Raw genomic sequence first — 16,874 nt, 5'->3', positions numbered from 1 at the left:
CGAGCGGCGGGGACACACCACCGCTGTGGATGTCGGGGGTCGCCGCGGCCGGAGTCACCCTCGGAATCGCCGCAGTGGGATGGATGATCGGGGTGATCGTCGGCGCCGCGCTCGGCCTGATCATGCAGCGGTCACGTCTGGCCGAGTGGGGCCTTCTGCCCTGGATCGTCCTCAGCCAGATCGTCCCCCTCATCGCCTTCGCGCCGGTCGTCAACGCCATCGGGAACCAGATCGACCGCGACGTCATGCCCTGGCCGCAGTGGCTGTCCGTCGCGGTGATCGCCTCGTACCTCGCCTTCTTTCCCGTCGCCGTCGGGATGCTGCGCGGACTCGCCGCGCCCGACCCTATCCACGTCGACCTCATGCGGAGCTACTCCGCCGGCTACTGGTCGACGCTGTGGCGGCTCCGCCTGCCCGCGGCGGTTCCGCACCTGTTGCCCGCGCTGCGGCTCGCCGCGGCCAACGCGGTGCTCGGCGCCGTGGTCGCGGAGGTCTCGATCGGGATGCGCGGCGGCATCGGCCGCATGCTCATCCAGCTCGCCGGCCAGGCGTCGTCCGACCCGGCGGCACCCTGGGCACCCACCTTCGGCTCGATCGCCCTGGGACTCATCGCCGCCGGCACTGTCGCCGTCATCGGCGTGGGGTTGAAGAACTACCGCCGAGGAGAGGCCGCAGCATGAGCGTTTCCCCACCGACCACTCCCCTCGCGGTGCGCGCCGCCGGCATCGGGAAGACGTTCTCGACGGCGGGCGACGACGTGCACGCGCTCACCGGGGTCGACCTCGAGGTGGCTGCCGGCGAGTTCGTCTCGCTGATCGGTCCGTCCGGATGCGGAAAGTCCACCCTCATGCGGCTCATCGCCGACCTCGACACCCCGACCGAGGGCACGCTGGAGATCTTCGGAAAGACGCCGGAGCGGGCACGGGTCGCGCAGGACTACGGCATCGCCTTCCAGCAGGCAGGCCTCCTCCCCTGGCGCACCGTCGCGGCCAACATCGCGCTGCCACTCGAGGTTCATGGACAGGGCCGCACGGAGCGGGATGCTCGCGTGCGCGAGCTCACGCACCTCGTCGGCCTGCAGGAGTTCACGGAGCGCTATCCCGACGAGCTGTCGGGTGGCATGCAGCAGCGCGTCGCGATCGCCCGGGCCCTCGCGGCCCGTCCGAAGCTGCTGCTGATGGACGAGCCGTTCGGCGCCTTGGACGAGATGACGCGCGAGTACCTGCAGGTCGAGCTCTCCGGGATCGCCGCCGAGACCGGAGCTGCCGTGGTCTTCGTCACCCACTCCATTCCCGAGGCCGTCTTCCTCTCCGATCGGGTCGTCGTGATGAGTCCCCGTCCGGGCCGCATCGCCGAGATCGTCCCGACGCACCTCGGCGGCGGACGCGACGAGGCGCTGCGCGAGTCGCCGGCCTACTTCGACCGCGTCACCGCCGTGCGGGAGGCCCTTCACGGCACGCGCGTCGAGAGGGCGAACGAACGATGACCGCCGCGGACGAGCTCACCCGCGCCGCACCCGTGGCCCGCGCGCCACGCGAACGGCCCCTGCCGCCGTGGCTGCGCATCGTCGCACCGGTCGCGGTCGGCGTGATCGGCGCGGTGCTCTGGACCCTGTGGGTCGACGTGCTCGGCACCGCCCCGCGCATGCTGCCGAGCCCCGTGGCGATCGCCGTCGAGTTCGTCACGCGGTGGCAGATCATCGCCGACGACATGATCGTCACCGCCACCAACGCCGCCGTCGGGCTGGTCGCCGGCACGGTCCTGGCCGTGCTGCTCGCCGGCCTCGCGACCGCTGTGCGCCCGATCGACGGGATGCTCGCTCCGCTCGTCGCGGCGTTGGCGGTGATTCCGATCGTCGCCCTCACCCCGCTGCTGAACACGATGTTCGGCGCCTCGAGTCAGTTCGGCCGGCAGGCGGTCGCGACGATCGCGGCGTTCGTCCCGGTGTTCGTCAACGTGGTGCGCGGCCTCCGACAGACGCGACCGGTCCATCGCGACCTGCTGCGCGCATCCGCCGCCACCGGTGCGCAGACCTTCCGCTACCTCACCCTCCCCACCGCGGTGCCGTACCTGATGACGGGACTGCGCATCGCCGCCTCCCTCGCGGTCATCGCCGCCCTGGTCGCCGAGTACTTCGGCGGCCCCGCCGACGGCGTCGGAACGTCCATCGCCACGTACGCCAAGTCGGGCCGGGCGGCGCTGGCGTGGGCGTACGTCGTGGGCGGAATCCTCATCGGGCTCGGCTTCTACCTCGCCACCACCCTGCTCGAGCGCTTCGTAACGAGGGGGCCACGCCCCTGAGCACGACCGACGAGGGACCGCCCGCACCGACCCATCCGCCCGAATCACCGCACCACCCGCAACACCGCACCGCTCGCATCACCCGTACAACCCCGCATCACTTCTTTCAACAGAGAACGGACGCAATCATGAGACACAGCATCCGACGCGGAATGTTCACCGCGTCCACCATCGCCATCACCGCCCTGGCACTCGCCGCGTGCTCGGGGTCCGACGCCGACACTGCCGCCGACACCGACTCCTCCGACGTCGAACCGCTGACCGAGATCAGCCTCCAGCTGCAGTGGCTGCCGCAGGCGCAGTTCGCCGGGTACTACCTCGCGCAGGAGATGGGCTACTTCGAGGAGGAGGGGTTCGACTCTGTCGAGATTGTTCCGTCCGGCGGCGACATCGTCCCGCAGGACGCGCTCGTGGCCGGAGACGTCGACTTCGCCATCGCCTGGGTGCCCAAGGTGCTCGGCACGCTGGAAGCCTCGGGCGTGGAGCTCACCGACATCGCGCAGGTCTTCCAGGAGTCCGGCACCCTCCAGGTGTCGTGGGCCGACGACGGCATCACCTCGGTCGCGGACTTCGAGGGCCAGCGCATCGGCTCATGGGGGTTCGGGAACGAGTGGGAGATCTTCGCCGCGATGGCCGAGGACGACCTCGACGCCACATCGGTGTCGATCACGACACAGGACTTCAGTATGAACGCGCTCCTGGACCGCGACGTCGACGCGGCCCAGGCGATGACCTACAACGAGTGGGCGCAGATCCTCGAGGTCATCGATCCCGAAACCGGCGAGCTGTATCAGCCCGAGGACTTCAACGTCGTCTCCTATGCCGACACGCAGGGAGCCATGCTGCAGGATGCGATCTGGGCGGACACCGAACGGCTCGAGAGCGACCCCGCCTATGCCGACGCGGCGGTGCGGTTCCTCAAGGCGATCACCAAGGGGTGGCTCTACGCGCGTGACAACCCGGAGGATGCCGCCGACATCGTCTACGACATCGCCTCGAACGCGGAGGCCGCCTTCCCCGTCGGACCGGTGCACCAGCTGTGGCAGATGAACGAGGTCAACAAGCTCATCTGGACCGGCGCCGACTTCGGTGTCGTCGACGCCGCCGCATGGGATCAGACCGTGGCGGGAGCGCTGGCCGCGGTCAACCAGGACGGGCTGAACCTCATCACCACCGAACCGCCCGAGACGGCCTACTCGAACGAGTACATGGAGCAGGCGCTCGCCGAACTCGCCGACGAGGGTGTCGAGGTGACCGGCGAGTACACGCCGATCGAGGTCGAGCTCACCGAAGGCGGCATGTGAGGTGACCCCGGGGTGTCCCGCGTCGATGGCCGGCGCGGGACATCCGAGGTGGCGAGCTCGTCGCCACCGGACCGCTTGACCCGACGACCCCGACCCAGGAGGGTGACGGCATGACGCACGAACTCGATGCCCGCGCGAAGGAACTCGACCGGGCCCACGTCTTCCACTCGTGGTCCGCGCAGGAGGGGCTCGATCTGCCGGTGATCGCCGGCGGATCCGGGGCGTGGGTCTGGAATCACGCCGGCGAGCGGATGCTTGATCTCAGCAGCCAACTCGTCAACGTGAACATCGGCCATCAGCATCCCGCGGTCGTCGCGGCGATCCAGGAGCAGGCGGGGCGGCTCGCGACCATCGGCCCCGCCACCGCGAATCTCCACCGAGGCGAGGCAGCCGCTCGCATCCTCGACAAGGCTCCCGATGGCTTCGCCAAGGTCTTCTTCACCAACGGCGGAGCCGACGCGAACGAGAACGCCGTGCGCATGGCGCGCCTGACCACCGGCCGCGACACGGTGCTGTCGACCTACCGCTCGTACCACGGCAACACCGGCGGCGCGATCGTCGCCACCGGCGACTGGCGGCGGATGCCCAACCAGTACGCACGAGGTCACGTGCACTTCTTCGGGCCGTACCTGTATCGCAGCGAGTTCTGGGCGACGACTCCCGAGGAGGAGTGCGAGCGTGCGCTTCACCACCTGCGGCGGGTCATCGAGTCGGAGGGACCGCAGACGATCGCCGCCGTGCTGCTGGAATCGGTCCCGGGCACGGCCGGCATCCTCGTGCCTCCGGCCGGCTACCTCGCGGGGGTCCGCCACCTGTGCGACGAGCACGGAATCGTGCTCATCCTCGACGAGGTCATGGCCGGATTCGGACGCACCGGCCAGTGGTTCGCCTTCGAGCGTCACGGCATCGTGCCCGACCTCATCACCTTCGCCAAGGGGGTCAATTCGGGTTACGTCCCCGTCGGCGGCGTGATCATCAGCGAGGCGATCGCGGCGGCCTTCGACGACCGCGTCTTCCCCGGCGGTCTCACGTACTCCGGGCACCCGCTTGCGGCGGCCTCGATCATCGCGTCGATCGACGCGATGACCACGGAGGGGATCGTCGAACACGCCCGCACGGTGGGAGCCGACGTGATCGGACCGTCACTGCGCGCGCTCGCGGACGACCACGACCTCATCGGCGAGGTGCGCGGCGAGGGCGTGTTCTGGGCGGTGGAGCTCGTGGCCGACCGCGGCACTCGCGTCCCGGTGGCCGCGACCACGATGGCAGCGCTCAAGCAGGAGCTCAGCGTACGCGGGGTGATGGCGATGACCGTGGAGAACCGCATCCATGTCGTCCCACCCTGTGTGGTCACCGCCGACGACATGACCCAGGGGATGGTGGCGCTCGATGGCGCGCTCGCGGCGGTCGCGGCGTGAGGGGTTGCGCGCCGGGCGGCGCCACGCAGACTGGATGAAAGCCCCCACGAGGGGCCACTCGAGGGAGAGAGAACGATGACAGACACCACCACCCTGTCCGCCCCCGCCGGCTCGACCGAGAGGCCGATCATCGAGCACTGGGTCGCCGGCGGCCCGTGGTCCGGAGCCTCGGAGCGCTCGGGGCCCGTTTTCGATCCCGCGACCGGAGAGGTGCAGAAGCTCGTGCGCTTCGCCGCACCCGGTGACGTCGATCACCCGGTGCGCGTTGCCCGGGAGGCCGCCGAGACCTGGCGCGATGCCAGCATCGCGAGGCGTCAGCAGGTGCTGTTCGCGTTTCGGCAGATCGTCCACACCCGTCGAGACGAGCTTGCCCGCATCCTGACCAGCGAGCACGGGAAGGTCCTCTCCGACGCGCACGGTGAGATCGCCCGCGGCCTGGAGGTCGTGGAGTTCGCGTGCGGACTCGGACACCACACGAAGGGGGCGTACAGCGAGAACGCCTCGAGCGGCATCGATGTCTACTCGCTCCGTCAGCCGCTCGGCGTGGTCGCCGTCATCAGTCCGTTCAATTTCCCCGCGATGGTGCCCATGTGGTTCTTCTCCATCGCCATCGCCACCGGGAACGCCGTGATCCTCAAGCCGAGCGAGAAGGACCCGAGCGCGGCCAACTGGCTGGCAGCGGCGTGGGCGGAGGCGGGTCTTCCGGCGGGGGTCTTCACGGTGCTCCACGGCGACAAGACCGCGGTCGACGGGCTCCTCGAGCATCCCGACATCCCGGCGGTCTCCTTCGTCGGGTCGACGCCGATCGCGAGATACGTGTACGAAACGGGAACGCGCCACGGCAAGCGCGTCCAAGCGCTCGGCGGCGCCAAGAACCACATGCTCGTGCTGCCGGACGCCGACCTCGACCTCGCCGCGGACGCCGCGGTGAGCGCCGGGTTCGGGTCGGCCGGCGAACGCTGCATGGCCATCTCGGTCGTGCTCGCGGTCGACACGATCGCCGACGCCCTCGTCGATCGGATCGCGCAGCGGATGGCGGCGCTGCGCACCGGTGACGGCACGCGCGGCTGCGACATGGGACCGCTCATCACCGCGGAGCACCGCGACAAGGTCACCGGCTATGTCGCGGTCGCCGAACAGGACGGCGCATCCGTCGTCGTCGACGGACGCGGTATCGAGGTCGACGGCGACCCGAACGGCTTCTGGCTGGGTCCGACCCTGCTCGATCGTGTGCCGACCGCATCCGCCGCCTATCGTGAGGAGATCTTCGGTCCCGTCCTGTCGGTGGTCCGCGTCGGCGGCTACGAAGAGGGACTCGATCTCATCAACGCCAGCCCGTACGGCAACGGCACCGCGATCTTCACCAACGACGGCGGTGCGGCCCGCCGCTTCCAGCGAGACGTGCAGGTGGGCATGATCGGCATCAACGTGCCGATCCCGGTCCCCGTCGCGTATCACTCCTTCGGTGGCTGGAAGGCGTCGCTGTTCGGCGATGCGAAGGCGTACGGTGTGCACGGATTCGAGTTCTACACGGCCGAGAAGGCGGTCACCTCACGATGGCTCGACCCGTCGCACGGCGGGGTCGACCTCGGGTTCCCCCAGCACACCTGACACTCTCGCCCGGGCGCCGAGGCGTACCGGATCACTCCGGGGTGTACACCTCGAGCGCGTCGGCGATGCCCTTCACCCGCAGCCGGAAGGCATCGCCGTCGCGCTGTACGAGCTCGCCGTCGTGCACGAACGACAGCTCGCCGCCCGCGGCGCGATGCACCGTGAGGTCGAGGTCGTCCAGCAGCATCCGCTCGATGTCGGACTCCGGCGGCAGCAGACGGAGGAAGCGCAGCACCGCGGTGGTCTTGCGGCCGAAGGCGAGCGATGCCACGGCGCGCGTATGCGACCCGCGTGCGTGGTGGAAGCGCACGTCGAGCCGGTCGTCGCCGAGCGTGATGCGCTGCAGCGTCGCGATGCGCGCTTCGTCGTTCGCGCCGACGCTGACGAAGACCGACCACACGCGCGCGTGCCGCCCGCCGCGCCCCACCCGGATCGGCTGCGCGTCACGCAGCTCGCGCCACGCGGCCGCGGCCCCGCCGATCCAGGTGCCGAGCCGGTCGACGCGTCGCTTGCGCTCGGCGACGAAACCGGGATGCAGCCCGAGCGTGACCGCATCGAGCACGGTGATCGGCTCGTCGTCGTCCGCCCGCACCTCGGCCACCGCGACACGGCGGCGCCGCCCGGCGAGGTAGGCGGCGAGGGCGTCGTCGACCGTCTCGATGCCGATCGCCCGCGAGAAGTGATTGAAGGTGCCGGCAGGGAGCACGAGCAGCGGAATGTCGTGGCGGCGCGCCGTGTGCGCCATCGTCGAGACCGACCCGTCTCCGCCGTGCATCGCGACGGCCGTCGGCGGGTCCTCGCCGGCCATTGCGGCATCCACCACCTGGGCGAGGTCTTCACCGTCGGCCAGGTCGTGCACGGTCGCGCCGGGCACGTCCCGCTCGATGAGGGGGCGCGGGTCGTCGTGAGAGCGGTCGCGGCCGGACTTCGGGTTCAGCACGATCAGGAGGCCGCGACCGGGGAGGGTGTCGGTGGTCACGTCGGCGACGCTACTCTCCCGAGTCGGGCGCGCCGCGGGGGTTGACGGGGTGATGACGATTTCACCCGGGGAGCAGGGGGCGGCCCTCGTAGAACGTCTGGAGCACCACCGTCGTGCGGGTGCTCACCGATGCGGCGAGGCGGATCTCGCGCACGAGCGTCTCGAGATGACGCGGCGTGGCGACCCGCACGAACAGCATGTAGCTGGCGGCACCCGCGATCGAATGGCACGCCTCGATCTCGTCGAGGTGCTCCAGCAGCTCCGGCGCATTGTCGGGCTGGGCCGGATCCAGCGGGGTGATCTCGATGAACGCCGCCAGGGGCCGGCCCACCGCCTCCGGGTCGACGACCGCGCGATAGCCGGCGATCACACCCCGCGCCTCCAGCTTGCGCACACGCGCCTGCACCGCCGAGACCGACAGACCGACCGTGGCCGAGAGGTCGGCCAAGGTTCCACGCGGATCGCGGGAGACGGCACGCACGATGCGCGCGTCCGTCTCGTCGTCGAGCCGGACGCCGACAGGAGGATCGTCTGGTGCCATCCCGCAATGGTACGCGTCGGAGTCGCATGCAGCAGGAAATTTTCCGGTCTATCACCGACATGGCGGGAGGAAATCTAGACTCGCGGTACATCGATGATCGGAGGCTCCGTTGTCCGCGCCCACGCTCGCCCCTCGCTTCACCCCCGTCGACCGGGCCGACCGTGCCGAGATGTCGGCTGCCTGGCTCGCTCTGAGAGACGCCGCGACCGCCCTGCAGACGCTGCAGGCGACCGACGGTTCCATCCCTGATGCGTCGCAGCACGCCATCGCGCGCGGCCACCTCGACACGATCGTGTCCGCCATGGAGGCTCTCGCACCTGCCTTCCCCCACGACGCCGACTACCTCGCCGCGTCGGTGCAGGACGCACGACGGTGGGCCGGTGAGAACTTCGGCGTGCCGGACTTCCTCGACTCCCTCGTCGCGTTCCAGCCGCAGCGGCATCGCATCGATGGCGTGCGCCACCTCGTGGTGTTTCCGATGTACACCCAGAACGGCTCGCCGGACCGCCATCTCGAGGCGCTGATCGTCGAGGCGATCTGGCCCGAGGCGATCGCGCGGCTGGAGGCCGACTACACCAACCGGCTGTTCGTGTCGCTGCGCCTGATCGACTTCACGCCCGGATACGACACCAACTCCGCGGTGCTGTTCCCCGAGACGATCGCCATGCGCGAGATCCCGGCCTTCACGTGGGGCGCGATCTTCCAGGACCGCGAGGCGGCGCGCTTCCGACGGGTCACCCGGTCGGCGGCCGAGATCACGAAGCTGGAGCTCCCCCCGCTGGCCGCGCGCATGCTCGATGACCAGGAGCTCACCGAACTCACGTTCGTGATGTGGGACCTCATCCACGACCGCACGCACATGCGCGGCGACCTGCCATTCGATCCGTTCATGATCAAACAGCGCATGCCGTACTTCCTCTACTCCCTGGAGGAGTTGCGGTGCGACCTCACCGCCTTCCGGGAGTGCGTCGCGCTCGAAGCCCGCTACGCGAAGCGCGACGACCTCGACGACACCGAGAGACGGCTGCTCGAACACGCCCGGCTCGTGCAGTACGCCGTGATCTTCGACCGCATCTTCCGATTCGCCGTGACCGGCTCTCGCGTGCGCAACTACGACGGACTGGGCGGACAGCTGCTGTTCGCGTGGCTGCACCAGCGCCGCGTGCTGCACTGGACCGACACCGCCCTCACCGTCGAGTGGCAAGAGGTCGCCGCCGCCGTGCTCGCACTGGGAGACGCCATCGACGACCTGTACTGGCGCTCGATCGACCGCCCGAAGACCGCTCACTGGCTCGCCGCCTACGACCTCGTGAGCTCGGTCCTCACGCCGAACCCCGCCTCACGGTGGGCACGCGGGCTTTCGGACGAGATCCTCGCGGGTCCACCGCGCGGCTACACCGACGCGGTGCTCGAAGACGAGTTCCCCCTGTCGATGTTCTACGAGGCGCTCGAGAAGAAGATGCGGCCCGTCATCGCATCCACGAGCGGAATCCGCGGCACGGATGCGTGACGGCGGCGTGACGGAACCGTGCGCGTGACGGCAGCGTGCTCGTGACGGCAGCGTGACAGGCGCCCTCGCTCACGTGCCGGGCTGCGGCACCGGACCCGTGGGCGGGGACGGATCCGCTGCCACCGGCACCGATTCCTGCGCGCCGGCGTACTCCGCCGAGAGCGTTCGATAGGACCGGGTCGTGAAGGCCAGGAGCGCGATGACCACCATCGCCAACCCGGCGAAGAAGAACACCATCGCGATGCCGCGCGCCTGCCCGTCACCCAGCAGCCATCCCCACGCGGCGATGCCCGCCGGCGAATCCATGTAGGGGATGATCGCGAACTCGGCGATGGGGGCGATGAGGAACGCCGTGACCGGAGCCGCCGCCGACTCGAACGCGGCCGCGAACCCGAACACACGACCCTGGCGCGCGTAGGGGACGACCTTCTGGATGACGGTCTGCTCGGCCGCCTCGACGGCGGGGATCAGCATCATGTAGACCCAGATGCCGAGCGCGTACAGCCACCACCAGTCCCGGATGGTGAAGAGGGCGCCGAGCACGCCCATCGCCACCACGACCAGCAGCATCGTGCGGATCGGATTGCGACCGAGGCCGAATTTCGCGATGACGAGTCCGCCGATGATGAATCCGGTGGCGGCGACGCCGAACACGACGCCCCAGATCTCCACCTCGAACAGGGTCAGCCCGTACGGGTCCATCAGCGCCATGTAGACCCCGCCGATGAGGTTGTTGAAGGTGGAGAAGATGATGAGGGCGAACAGGCCCTGCGCGGCGCGGACGGCGGCGATGCTGCCGGCGAGATCGATGAGCGAGGTGCGCCCCGGCTCCACCACCGGCTGCTCCTCGGGAATACGCAGGAAAAGCAGGTGCGCGAGGGCGGCCGCGGTGGCGACCAGGGCGATCACGAGCGTCCATCCCATGCCGAGGAAGCCGATCGCAAGTCCCGAGAACACGCTCGTGATGATGAAGGCGATCCCCTGCACGGTGCCCACGAGGCCGTTGGCGTTCGCGTGCCGCTCGACCGGGGTGAGCAGCGTGACCGTGGTCGACAGGGCGATGTTGCGCATGTGCTCGACGACGGATCCGAAGAGGATGATCCCCGCGAAGAGCCAGAACCACGGTCCGCCGAGGTCGACCAGGGCGGACTCCGGCTGAGCGAGATACAAGGCGCCGGCGACGAGGAAGGACGCCAGGGTGATCAGACTCGACAGGATCATGACGCGATGCTTGCGATGCCGATCGACCAGGGTGCCGAAGATCATCGCGAAGATGGCGATGAAGAGCATGTACGCGCCGCCGATGATGCCCGTGGCGAGCACCGAGCGCGTCTCGAGGTAGACCCAGAACGTCAGCGCGAACCACAGGAAGCTCGTGGTGATGTTGGCGAACGCCGTGTTCACGAGCACGTGCAGGAACGTGCGCATGCCGTTCGGCGGCGGCACGACCGTCGCCGGGGCGGTCGACGCCGGATCAGGGGTCATGGGGTGAGGGTAGACCCGGGCACCGACATCCGACAGACCTCCGGCCGACGACCACCGGCACCGGACGCGTACGCTGGATCTCCGTGACTCCCCTCCACGACACCGCCGTGCGCGGCTTCGCCTCTGACAACTACTCCGGCGTGCATCCGGAGGTGCTGGCGGCCATCGCCGCCGCGAACGAGGGTCACCAGATCGCCTACGGCGAGGACCGCTACACCACGCGGCTGCAGGAGGTCTTCCGCACCCACCTCGGCGAAGGGGTCGAGGCCTACCCCGTCTTCAACGGCACCGGCGCCAACGTCGTGGGCCTGCAGTCGATGCTGCCCCGGTGGGGTGCGGTGATCGCGGCATCCACCGCCCACATCAACGTCGACGAGGGCGGAGCGCCCGAGAAGGTCGCGGGCGTGAAGATCCTGAACGTGCCGACCGACGACGGCAAGCTCACCGCCGACCTCATCGACCTCGAGGCCTGGGGGTGGGGCGACGAGCACCGATCGCAGCCGCTGGCGGTCTCGATCACGCAGTCCACCGAGCTCGGCACGCTCTACACGCCCGACGAGGTGCGGGCGATCGCCGACCACGCGCACAGCCACGGCATGCGCCTGCACATGGACGGGGCCCGCATCGCCAACGCAGCGGCCGCCCTCGACGTGCCCCTGCGCGCCTTCACCCGCGACTCGGGGGTGGACGTGCTGAGCTTCGGCGGCACCAAGAACGGGGCGATGCTCGGCGAGGCGATCGTCGTGCTCGACCCCGAGGCCTCGAGCGGCCTGCCGTACCTGCGCAAGCTGAACATGCAGCTGTCGTCGAAGATGCGCTTCGTGTCGGCACAGCTGATCGCGCTGCTCGAGGACGACCTGTGGCTGCGGAACGCCCGACACTCCAACGCGATGGCGCAGCGCCTGCGCTCCGGCGTCGAGGCGGGCCTCGCCGACGGCACGATCCGCGGAGTCGGGTTCACGCAGCGGACGCAGGCGAACGGCGTGTTCGCGACGCTGCCGGCCGGCGTTGCCGATCGACTGCGCCCGTCCTTCCGCTTCTACGACTGGGATGCAGCGCGAAGCGAAGTGCGCTGGATGTGCTCCTTCGACACGACCGAAGCCGACGTCGACGCGTTCGTGGCCGCGATCGCGCGGGAGACCTCCGCGGCCTGACCCCACGCGCAGACGCCGGTCCGAGACGCCGGGACAACCGGCGCGGATGTACCGGGTACCCGTCAGCCGCGGGCGGGCTTGCCGGACAGCCAGGACCACACCGACGGGCGCCAGTGGTCCGCCACGTACTGCACGGCCTCGTCGACGCCCAGTGAGCGGGTCGAGTTCCCCACGCGAACCCACAGGTCCGTCGAGCCGCCGTCCTTCGCGCGCACGAGGAAGACCGGCTTCGGCGAGGGCGGGCAGCTCACCGCGCACACGGCGGCGCCCGCATCCCCCACCGGGGCGAACTGGATATGCGGCAGCGCCGCGGCGTTTCGACCGAGGAGCGTGGACAGCAGGTCGCGCAGCCACAGCTCGAAGCGGTCGTGATCCGGGGTGCGCAGGGTGGCCAGGTCGCGATCCAGCCCCACGGCGTGACCGTCGTCGTTCGCCCCGATCACCAGCACGCCACCCGAGCTGTTGAGGAACGCCGCGATCGTCTTGGCGATCGCGAGCTCCATGCGCGCGTCCTTCTTGTCCTCGCGCACGTTCCAGCGCGCGGTCTCCTTGAACTCGACGCGATCGGACTCACCCGAGGCGAGCAGCGCGGGAACGTCGACGTCGTGCAGCCCGCGCCCCCACGCCGTCGCGATGGCGGCGACGACGAACGACAGCCCGAGGCTCGTGCCGAACGCGAGCAGGATGGTCGTCGGCATCCACAGCCGCAGACCCGCGAAGAGCCATCCGGCGATGAAGATGCCGACGCTCAGTCCCATGAGCGACACGATCGTCATCGTGCGGATCTCCAGGCGCAGCCGCCGGCCGAAGAGCCGACGCATGACCCGGGCGATCACATAGGCGAGACCCAGGACGATGGGGATCGCCACGGCGAAATCGACCAGCAGCGGGCTGTACGGCATCCGTCGCGTCCCGGGTCAGCGCAGGCAGCCGACGCTCGCGAGCGCCTGACGGATGAGGGTGGCCCGGCCGCCCTCCATCTCGTCGGCGAGCGCGTCGGAGGCCGCTTCCTGGGGACTCATCCACGTGACCTCGAGGGCGTCCTGGCGCGGTTCGCACGTGCCGGAGACGGGCACGACGAACGCGAGCGAGACCGCGTGCTGGCGATCGTCGTGGAAGGCGCTCACCCCGGGGATCGGGAAGTACTCGGCCACGGTGAACGGCACCGGCTGCGGCGGGAGGAGGGGGAAGGCCATCGGTCCGAGATCGTTCTCGAGATGGCGGAAGAGCGCGTCGCGGACGGTCTCGCCGTAGCGCACCCGGCCGCTCACGATGGACCGGGTGATCTCGCCGACCGGCGTCGCGCGCAGGAGGATGCCGATCTCGGTGACCGCCCCCATGCCATCGGTGCGCACCGGCACCGCCTCGACGTAGAGCATCGGCAGGCGGCGACGCGCCTCGGCGAGTTCGACCTCGCTCAGCCATCCGGGATTCGAGGCGCTGCCCGCGTCGCCGCCCAGATCGCGCAGCGGATCGCGCGGCGTGCCGTCGTCGTCCCGGTCGTTCGGGTCGGGATCAGGCGTGCGGACCGGCATGCCTCCTGTATACCCCACCGTCCGTCGCGGCGCGTGTCGGGACGGCCTGCAACAATATCCGGATGACCGCCGAGAGCCCGAACACGCCCGTGCTCGACCACGACGTCGTGCTGTGGTCGGCCGACGAGTCCGCGCGCGCCGGACGCCCGCTGCTGGTCCTCCTCCACGGCTACGGCTCGCACGAGGGCGACCTGTTCGGCCTCGTGCCCTACCTGCCCGATGGATTCGCCTACGCCGCTGTGCGCGCCCCGCTTGCGCCGCCATGGCCCACCCCCGGGCACTCGTGGTACCCCATCGAGGGTCTCGACGGCCGAGACCCGGCCCACGTGACCGCCGCCGCATCCGCTCTCGTCTCGTGGGTCGATCGGGTCGCTCCGGATGCGCCGGTCGGGCTGCTGGGCTTCTCCCAGGGCGGCGCCGTCTCGCTGCAGGCGCTGCGGCTGCAGCCCGAGCGCTTCGCCTTCGCGGTCAACCTCTCCGGCTACGCCACGCCGGGCGAGCTCGCCGGAGACGCCGTCATGGCCGAGAACCGGCCGCCGGTGTTCTGGGGGCGCGGGACGGCCGACGAGGTGATCCCCGGCTTCCTCGTCGACCACACCACGCAGTGGCTGCCCGGTCACAGCGACCTCAGCGGTCGCGTGTACCCGGGGCTGACGCACAGCGTCTCCGAGCAGGAGATGGCCGACGTGCGGGTCTTCCTCGAGAAGCAGCTCGAGTCGCTGTCGGACTGAGCGAGTCGGGTCAGTCCGACGCGCCGCGGTCCCCGTCATCGTCGCGATCGCGCTTCTTCCGGCGGTCCGCCTCTGCCGCACCGAACGCGAGCGAGAAGGCGACGCCGATCCCGATGCCGATCGCAAGACCCGCGCCGATGTTGTCGAGTGCGACGCCGAAGGCGATGCCGAGCCCGATGCCGATCGCGAGACCGGCGGCGTTGAACGGCGGGAAGGAGCGCCCGCCCTCGTCCTGCGGCTTCTGCTGATCCGTCATGATCACGACGCTACGAGGCGCGCGCCCGGCGCACATCCCCCCTGCGCGGGAGACGCATCCGACGCCGGGCGGGGCGTCTCCGACCCGGGGCTTGCCGGGTGCGGCCGACCCCGCTATCGTCATGGCGTCCCTGTTCCCGACGTCTGGACGACCGGTGAAGACCCTCGACGATCTCGCGACCATCTCGCGCTGACCGTCGCCCGCGCCCGCCCTTCGGCGGGCCGCTCCCGCAGGAGCCGGGGACCGCCGCCGTCCGCGGCGCCGTGTGTCAGTGCGTTCCGCCGACACTCGAAGGGGCCTCATGCCCGCGCATCCGCACACCTCCGCGGTCGTCCTCGACCGCCTCTGCTTCACCTGGCCAGACGGCTCCCCCGCGCTCGACGACGTCTCCGGAGCGATCGGCGAGGGCCGCACCGGACTCGTCGGGCGCAACGGGTCGGGCAAGTCGACACTGCTGCGCCTGATCGCGGGCGAGATCGCCCCCGCGTCCGGAACCGTCACGACCTCCGGCGACGTCGCTCTCCTCCCGCAGCAGCTCACGCGCGACACCGGCCGACCGGTCGCCGACCTGCTCGGCATCGGCCCGATCCTGGCCGCGCTGCGCGCGATCGAATCGGGCGACGCCGACCCTCGTCATTTCGACGCCGTCGGCGACGCGTGGGACATCGAGTCCCGCGCACACGCCGCCCTCGCCGGGGCTGGTCTGGCGCCGGACGTGCTCGACCGCACGGTCGGCGAGCTCTCGGGCGGCGAGGCGGTGCTGGCGGCGATCGCCGGCATCCGCCTGCGCAAACCCGCCATCACGCTGCTGGACGAACCGACGAACAACCTCGACCGCGACGCACGCGCACGGCTCGCGGGTCTCGTGACGGCATGGCCGGGCGCACTCGTCGTCGTCAGCCACGACACCGCGCTGCTGGAGCTCATGGACGACACCGCGGAGCTGCACGACGGCACACTGTCGGTGTTCGGCGGCCCGTATTCGCAGTGGCGATCGTGGCTCGACGCCGAGCAGGAAGCGGCCCGGCGTGCCGAAGCGACGGCGGCACAGGATGTGCGTCGCGAGAAGCGGCAGCGCATCGAGGCCGAGACGACCATCGCGCGTCGGCGGGCGGTGGGCGCCAAGGCCGAGCGCGAGAAGCGCGTGCCGCCGATCGTCGCCGGCAACCGCAAACGCGCCGCCCAGGTCTCGGCCGGTCGACTTCGCACCGAGAGCCGGGAGAAGGAGGCGAGAGCCCGCGCGGCCCTCGATGAGGCCGAACGGCGCGTGCGCGACGACGACGCCATCCGAATCGACCTGCCCGACCCCGGCGTTCCCGCCGGCCGGCGCATCGCCACCCTCAACGACGGCGATCGCACGTGGGTCGTGCAGGGGCCCGAGCGCGTCGCGCTCATCGGTCCGAACGGCGCCGGCAAGACCACGCTGCTGGAGCAGATCGTCTCGCCCGCCGTTCACAACTCCTCACGAACGGCGTTCGAGGGGCCTGATCCGACGGATTCCGGGCGTAAGAGCCCGGATCTGAGGAGTTGCGTACGCGCGGAGGCGCTCACCGACCGGATCGGCTATCTGCCGCAGCGGGTGGACGGCCTCGACGAGGACGCGACGGTTCTGCAGAACGTGCGCGATGCAGCCGCGAACGTGTCTCCGGCCGAGGTGCGGAACCGGCTCGCGCGGTTCCTCATCCGCGGCGCGGCGGTCGAGCGACCCGTGTCGACGCTCTCGGGCGGAGAGAGATTCCGCGTCGCCCTCGCGCGTCTGCTGCTGGCCGATCCACCCCAGCAGCTGCTGGTGCTCGACGAGCCCACGAACAACCTCGACCTCGACACCGTCGATCAGCTGGTCGACGCCCTCCGGGCGTACCGCGGTGCCGTACTGGTGGTCAGCCACGACGACGCCTTCCTCGCCCGCATCGGCGTCGGCCTCACCCTGGAGCTGCGCGGTGGCTCCCTGCGCGAGGGCGCTCTGCGCCAGGGCTCTCTGCGCGAGGTGTGACCGGCACGGGGCGTGCCGCGTTCGGCCGACACGGCGTCGGTTCATAACTCCTCACG

16 protein-coding genes are annotated in these 16,874 nt (G+C 70.3%); 10 read left to right on the top strand and 6 right to left on the bottom strand.

From position 1 onward, the window contains the following. The 6 genes from B3S45_RS06875 to B3S45_RS06850 form a co-directional block, all read left to right on the top strand. The coding region (locus B3S45_RS06875; protein ID WP_286718328.1) for an ABC transporter permease at nucleotides 1–680 on the top strand (680 nt) is incomplete at its 5' end. Next, complete coding sequence (locus tag B3S45_RS06870) at nucleotides 677–1,486, top strand: ABC transporter ATP-binding protein (protein WP_071044075.1); 810 nt, start codon at nucleotides 677–679, stop codon at nucleotides 1,484–1,486. The genes B3S45_RS06875 and B3S45_RS06870, both read left to right, overlap by 4 nt. Continuing rightward, on the top strand, nucleotides 1,483–2,301 hold the full coding sequence (locus B3S45_RS06865) for an ABC transporter permease (RefSeq protein WP_071044076.1): 819 nt from the start codon (nucleotides 1,483–1,485) through the stop codon (nucleotides 2,299–2,301). The genes B3S45_RS06870 and B3S45_RS06865 overlap by 4 nt, the downstream gene beginning before the upstream one ends. A 128-nt stretch (nucleotides 2,302–2,429) precedes the next feature. Continuing rightward, a complete protein-coding gene (locus B3S45_RS06860) occupies nucleotides 2,430–3,605 on the top strand; it encodes an ABC transporter substrate-binding protein (RefSeq protein ID WP_286718326.1) in 1,176 nt (391 codons plus the stop codon). Nucleotides 3,606–3,715: 110 nt separating this feature from the next. Next, entirely contained in the window at nucleotides 3,716–5,023 is a 1,308-nt protein-coding gene (locus B3S45_RS06855; protein WP_286718324.1) for an aspartate aminotransferase family protein, read from the top strand. A 75-nt stretch (nucleotides 5,024–5,098) separates the two neighbouring features. Next, nucleotides 5,099–6,634, top strand: a complete 1,536-nt coding sequence (locus B3S45_RS06850) for a CoA-acylating methylmalonate-semialdehyde dehydrogenase (RefSeq protein ID WP_286718322.1) — start codon at nucleotides 5,099–5,101, stop codon at nucleotides 6,632–6,634. 31 nt (nucleotides 6,635–6,665) lie between these two features. Here the strand turns inward: B3S45_RS06850 and B3S45_RS06845 are convergent, their stop codons facing one another. Together B3S45_RS06845 and B3S45_RS06840 are read right to left on the bottom strand one after the other, a co-directional pair. Continuing rightward, a complete protein-coding gene (locus B3S45_RS06845) occupies nucleotides 6,666–7,613 on the bottom strand; it encodes a diacylglycerol/lipid kinase family protein (RefSeq protein WP_286718320.1) in 948 nt (315 codons plus the stop codon). Between the two features lie 61 nt (nucleotides 7,614–7,674). Then, nucleotides 7,675–8,154 carry an Lrp/AsnC family transcriptional regulator gene (locus B3S45_RS06840; RefSeq protein WP_286718318.1) on the bottom strand — a complete coding sequence of 160 codons (480 nt, stop codon included), beginning with the start codon at nucleotides 8,152–8,154 and terminating at the stop codon, nucleotides 7,675–7,677. Nucleotides 8,155–8,323: 169 nt separating this feature from the next. Here B3S45_RS06840 and B3S45_RS06835 point away from each other — a divergent pair, with 169 nt between their 5' ends. Continuing rightward, nucleotides 8,324–9,664 carry a DUF6421 family protein gene (locus B3S45_RS06835; protein ID WP_286718337.1) on the top strand — a complete coding sequence of 447 codons (1,341 nt, stop codon included), beginning with the start codon at nucleotides 8,324–8,326 and terminating at the stop codon, nucleotides 9,662–9,664. A 69-nt stretch (nucleotides 9,665–9,733) separates the two neighbouring features. On the opposite strand, the gene B3S45_RS06830 is transcribed toward B3S45_RS06835, so the two are convergent. Next, complete coding sequence (locus B3S45_RS06830; protein ID WP_286718317.1) at nucleotides 9,734–11,149, bottom strand: MFS transporter; 1,416 nt, start codon at nucleotides 11,147–11,149, stop codon at nucleotides 9,734–9,736. An 83-nt stretch (nucleotides 11,150–11,232) separates the two neighbouring features. Between B3S45_RS06830 and B3S45_RS06825 the strand changes: the two genes are divergently transcribed. After that, the gene (locus tag B3S45_RS06825; protein WP_286718315.1) at nucleotides 11,233–12,303 is read left to right on the top strand and encodes a threonine aldolase family protein; all 1,071 of its coding nucleotides are present in this window, start codon (nucleotides 11,233–11,235) and stop codon (nucleotides 12,301–12,303) included. Nucleotides 12,304–12,365: 62 nt separating this feature from the next. On the opposite strand, the gene B3S45_RS06820 is transcribed toward B3S45_RS06825, so the two are convergent. Together B3S45_RS06820 and B3S45_RS06815 are read right to left on the bottom strand one after the other, a co-directional pair. Beyond that, entirely contained in the window at nucleotides 12,366–13,205 is an 840-nt protein-coding gene (locus tag B3S45_RS06820) for a helix-turn-helix domain-containing protein (protein WP_286718313.1), read from the bottom strand. A 15-nt stretch (nucleotides 13,206–13,220) separates the two neighbouring features. Next, nucleotides 13,221–13,838, bottom strand: a complete 618-nt coding sequence (locus B3S45_RS06815) for an NUDIX hydrolase family protein (protein ID WP_286718311.1) — start codon at nucleotides 13,836–13,838, stop codon at nucleotides 13,221–13,223. A 62-nt stretch (nucleotides 13,839–13,900) separates the two neighbouring features. On the opposite strand from B3S45_RS06815, the gene B3S45_RS06810 reads away from it, so the two are divergent. Further along, nucleotides 13,901–14,569: an alpha/beta hydrolase gene (locus tag B3S45_RS06810; RefSeq protein WP_071044084.1), complete on the top strand. Its 669-nt coding sequence runs from the start codon at nucleotides 13,901–13,903 to the stop codon at nucleotides 14,567–14,569. 10 nt (nucleotides 14,570–14,579) lie between these two features. Here the strand turns inward: B3S45_RS06810 and B3S45_RS06805 are convergent, their stop codons facing one another. After that, entirely contained in the window at nucleotides 14,580–14,825 is a 246-nt protein-coding gene (locus B3S45_RS06805; RefSeq protein ID WP_071044123.1) for a hypothetical protein, read from the bottom strand. A 301-nt stretch (nucleotides 14,826–15,126) separates the two neighbouring features. Here B3S45_RS06805 and B3S45_RS06800 point away from each other — a divergent pair, with 301 nt between their 5' ends. Next, nucleotides 15,127–16,818 (top strand): ABC-F family ATP-binding cassette domain-containing protein, encoded by a 1,692-nt coding sequence (locus tag B3S45_RS06800; protein WP_286718305.1) that lies wholly within the window; start codon nucleotides 15,127–15,129, stop codon nucleotides 16,816–16,818. Nucleotides 16,819–16,874: the final 56 nt, after the last annotated feature.

The organism is Microbacterium sp. UBA1612 (assembly GCF_002321605.1).
GTDB classification, from domain to species: domain Bacteria; phylum Actinomycetota; class Actinomycetes; order Actinomycetales; family Microbacteriaceae; genus Microbacterium; species Microbacterium luteum.
This window is presented reverse-complemented; position numbering and strand designations above follow the sequence as displayed.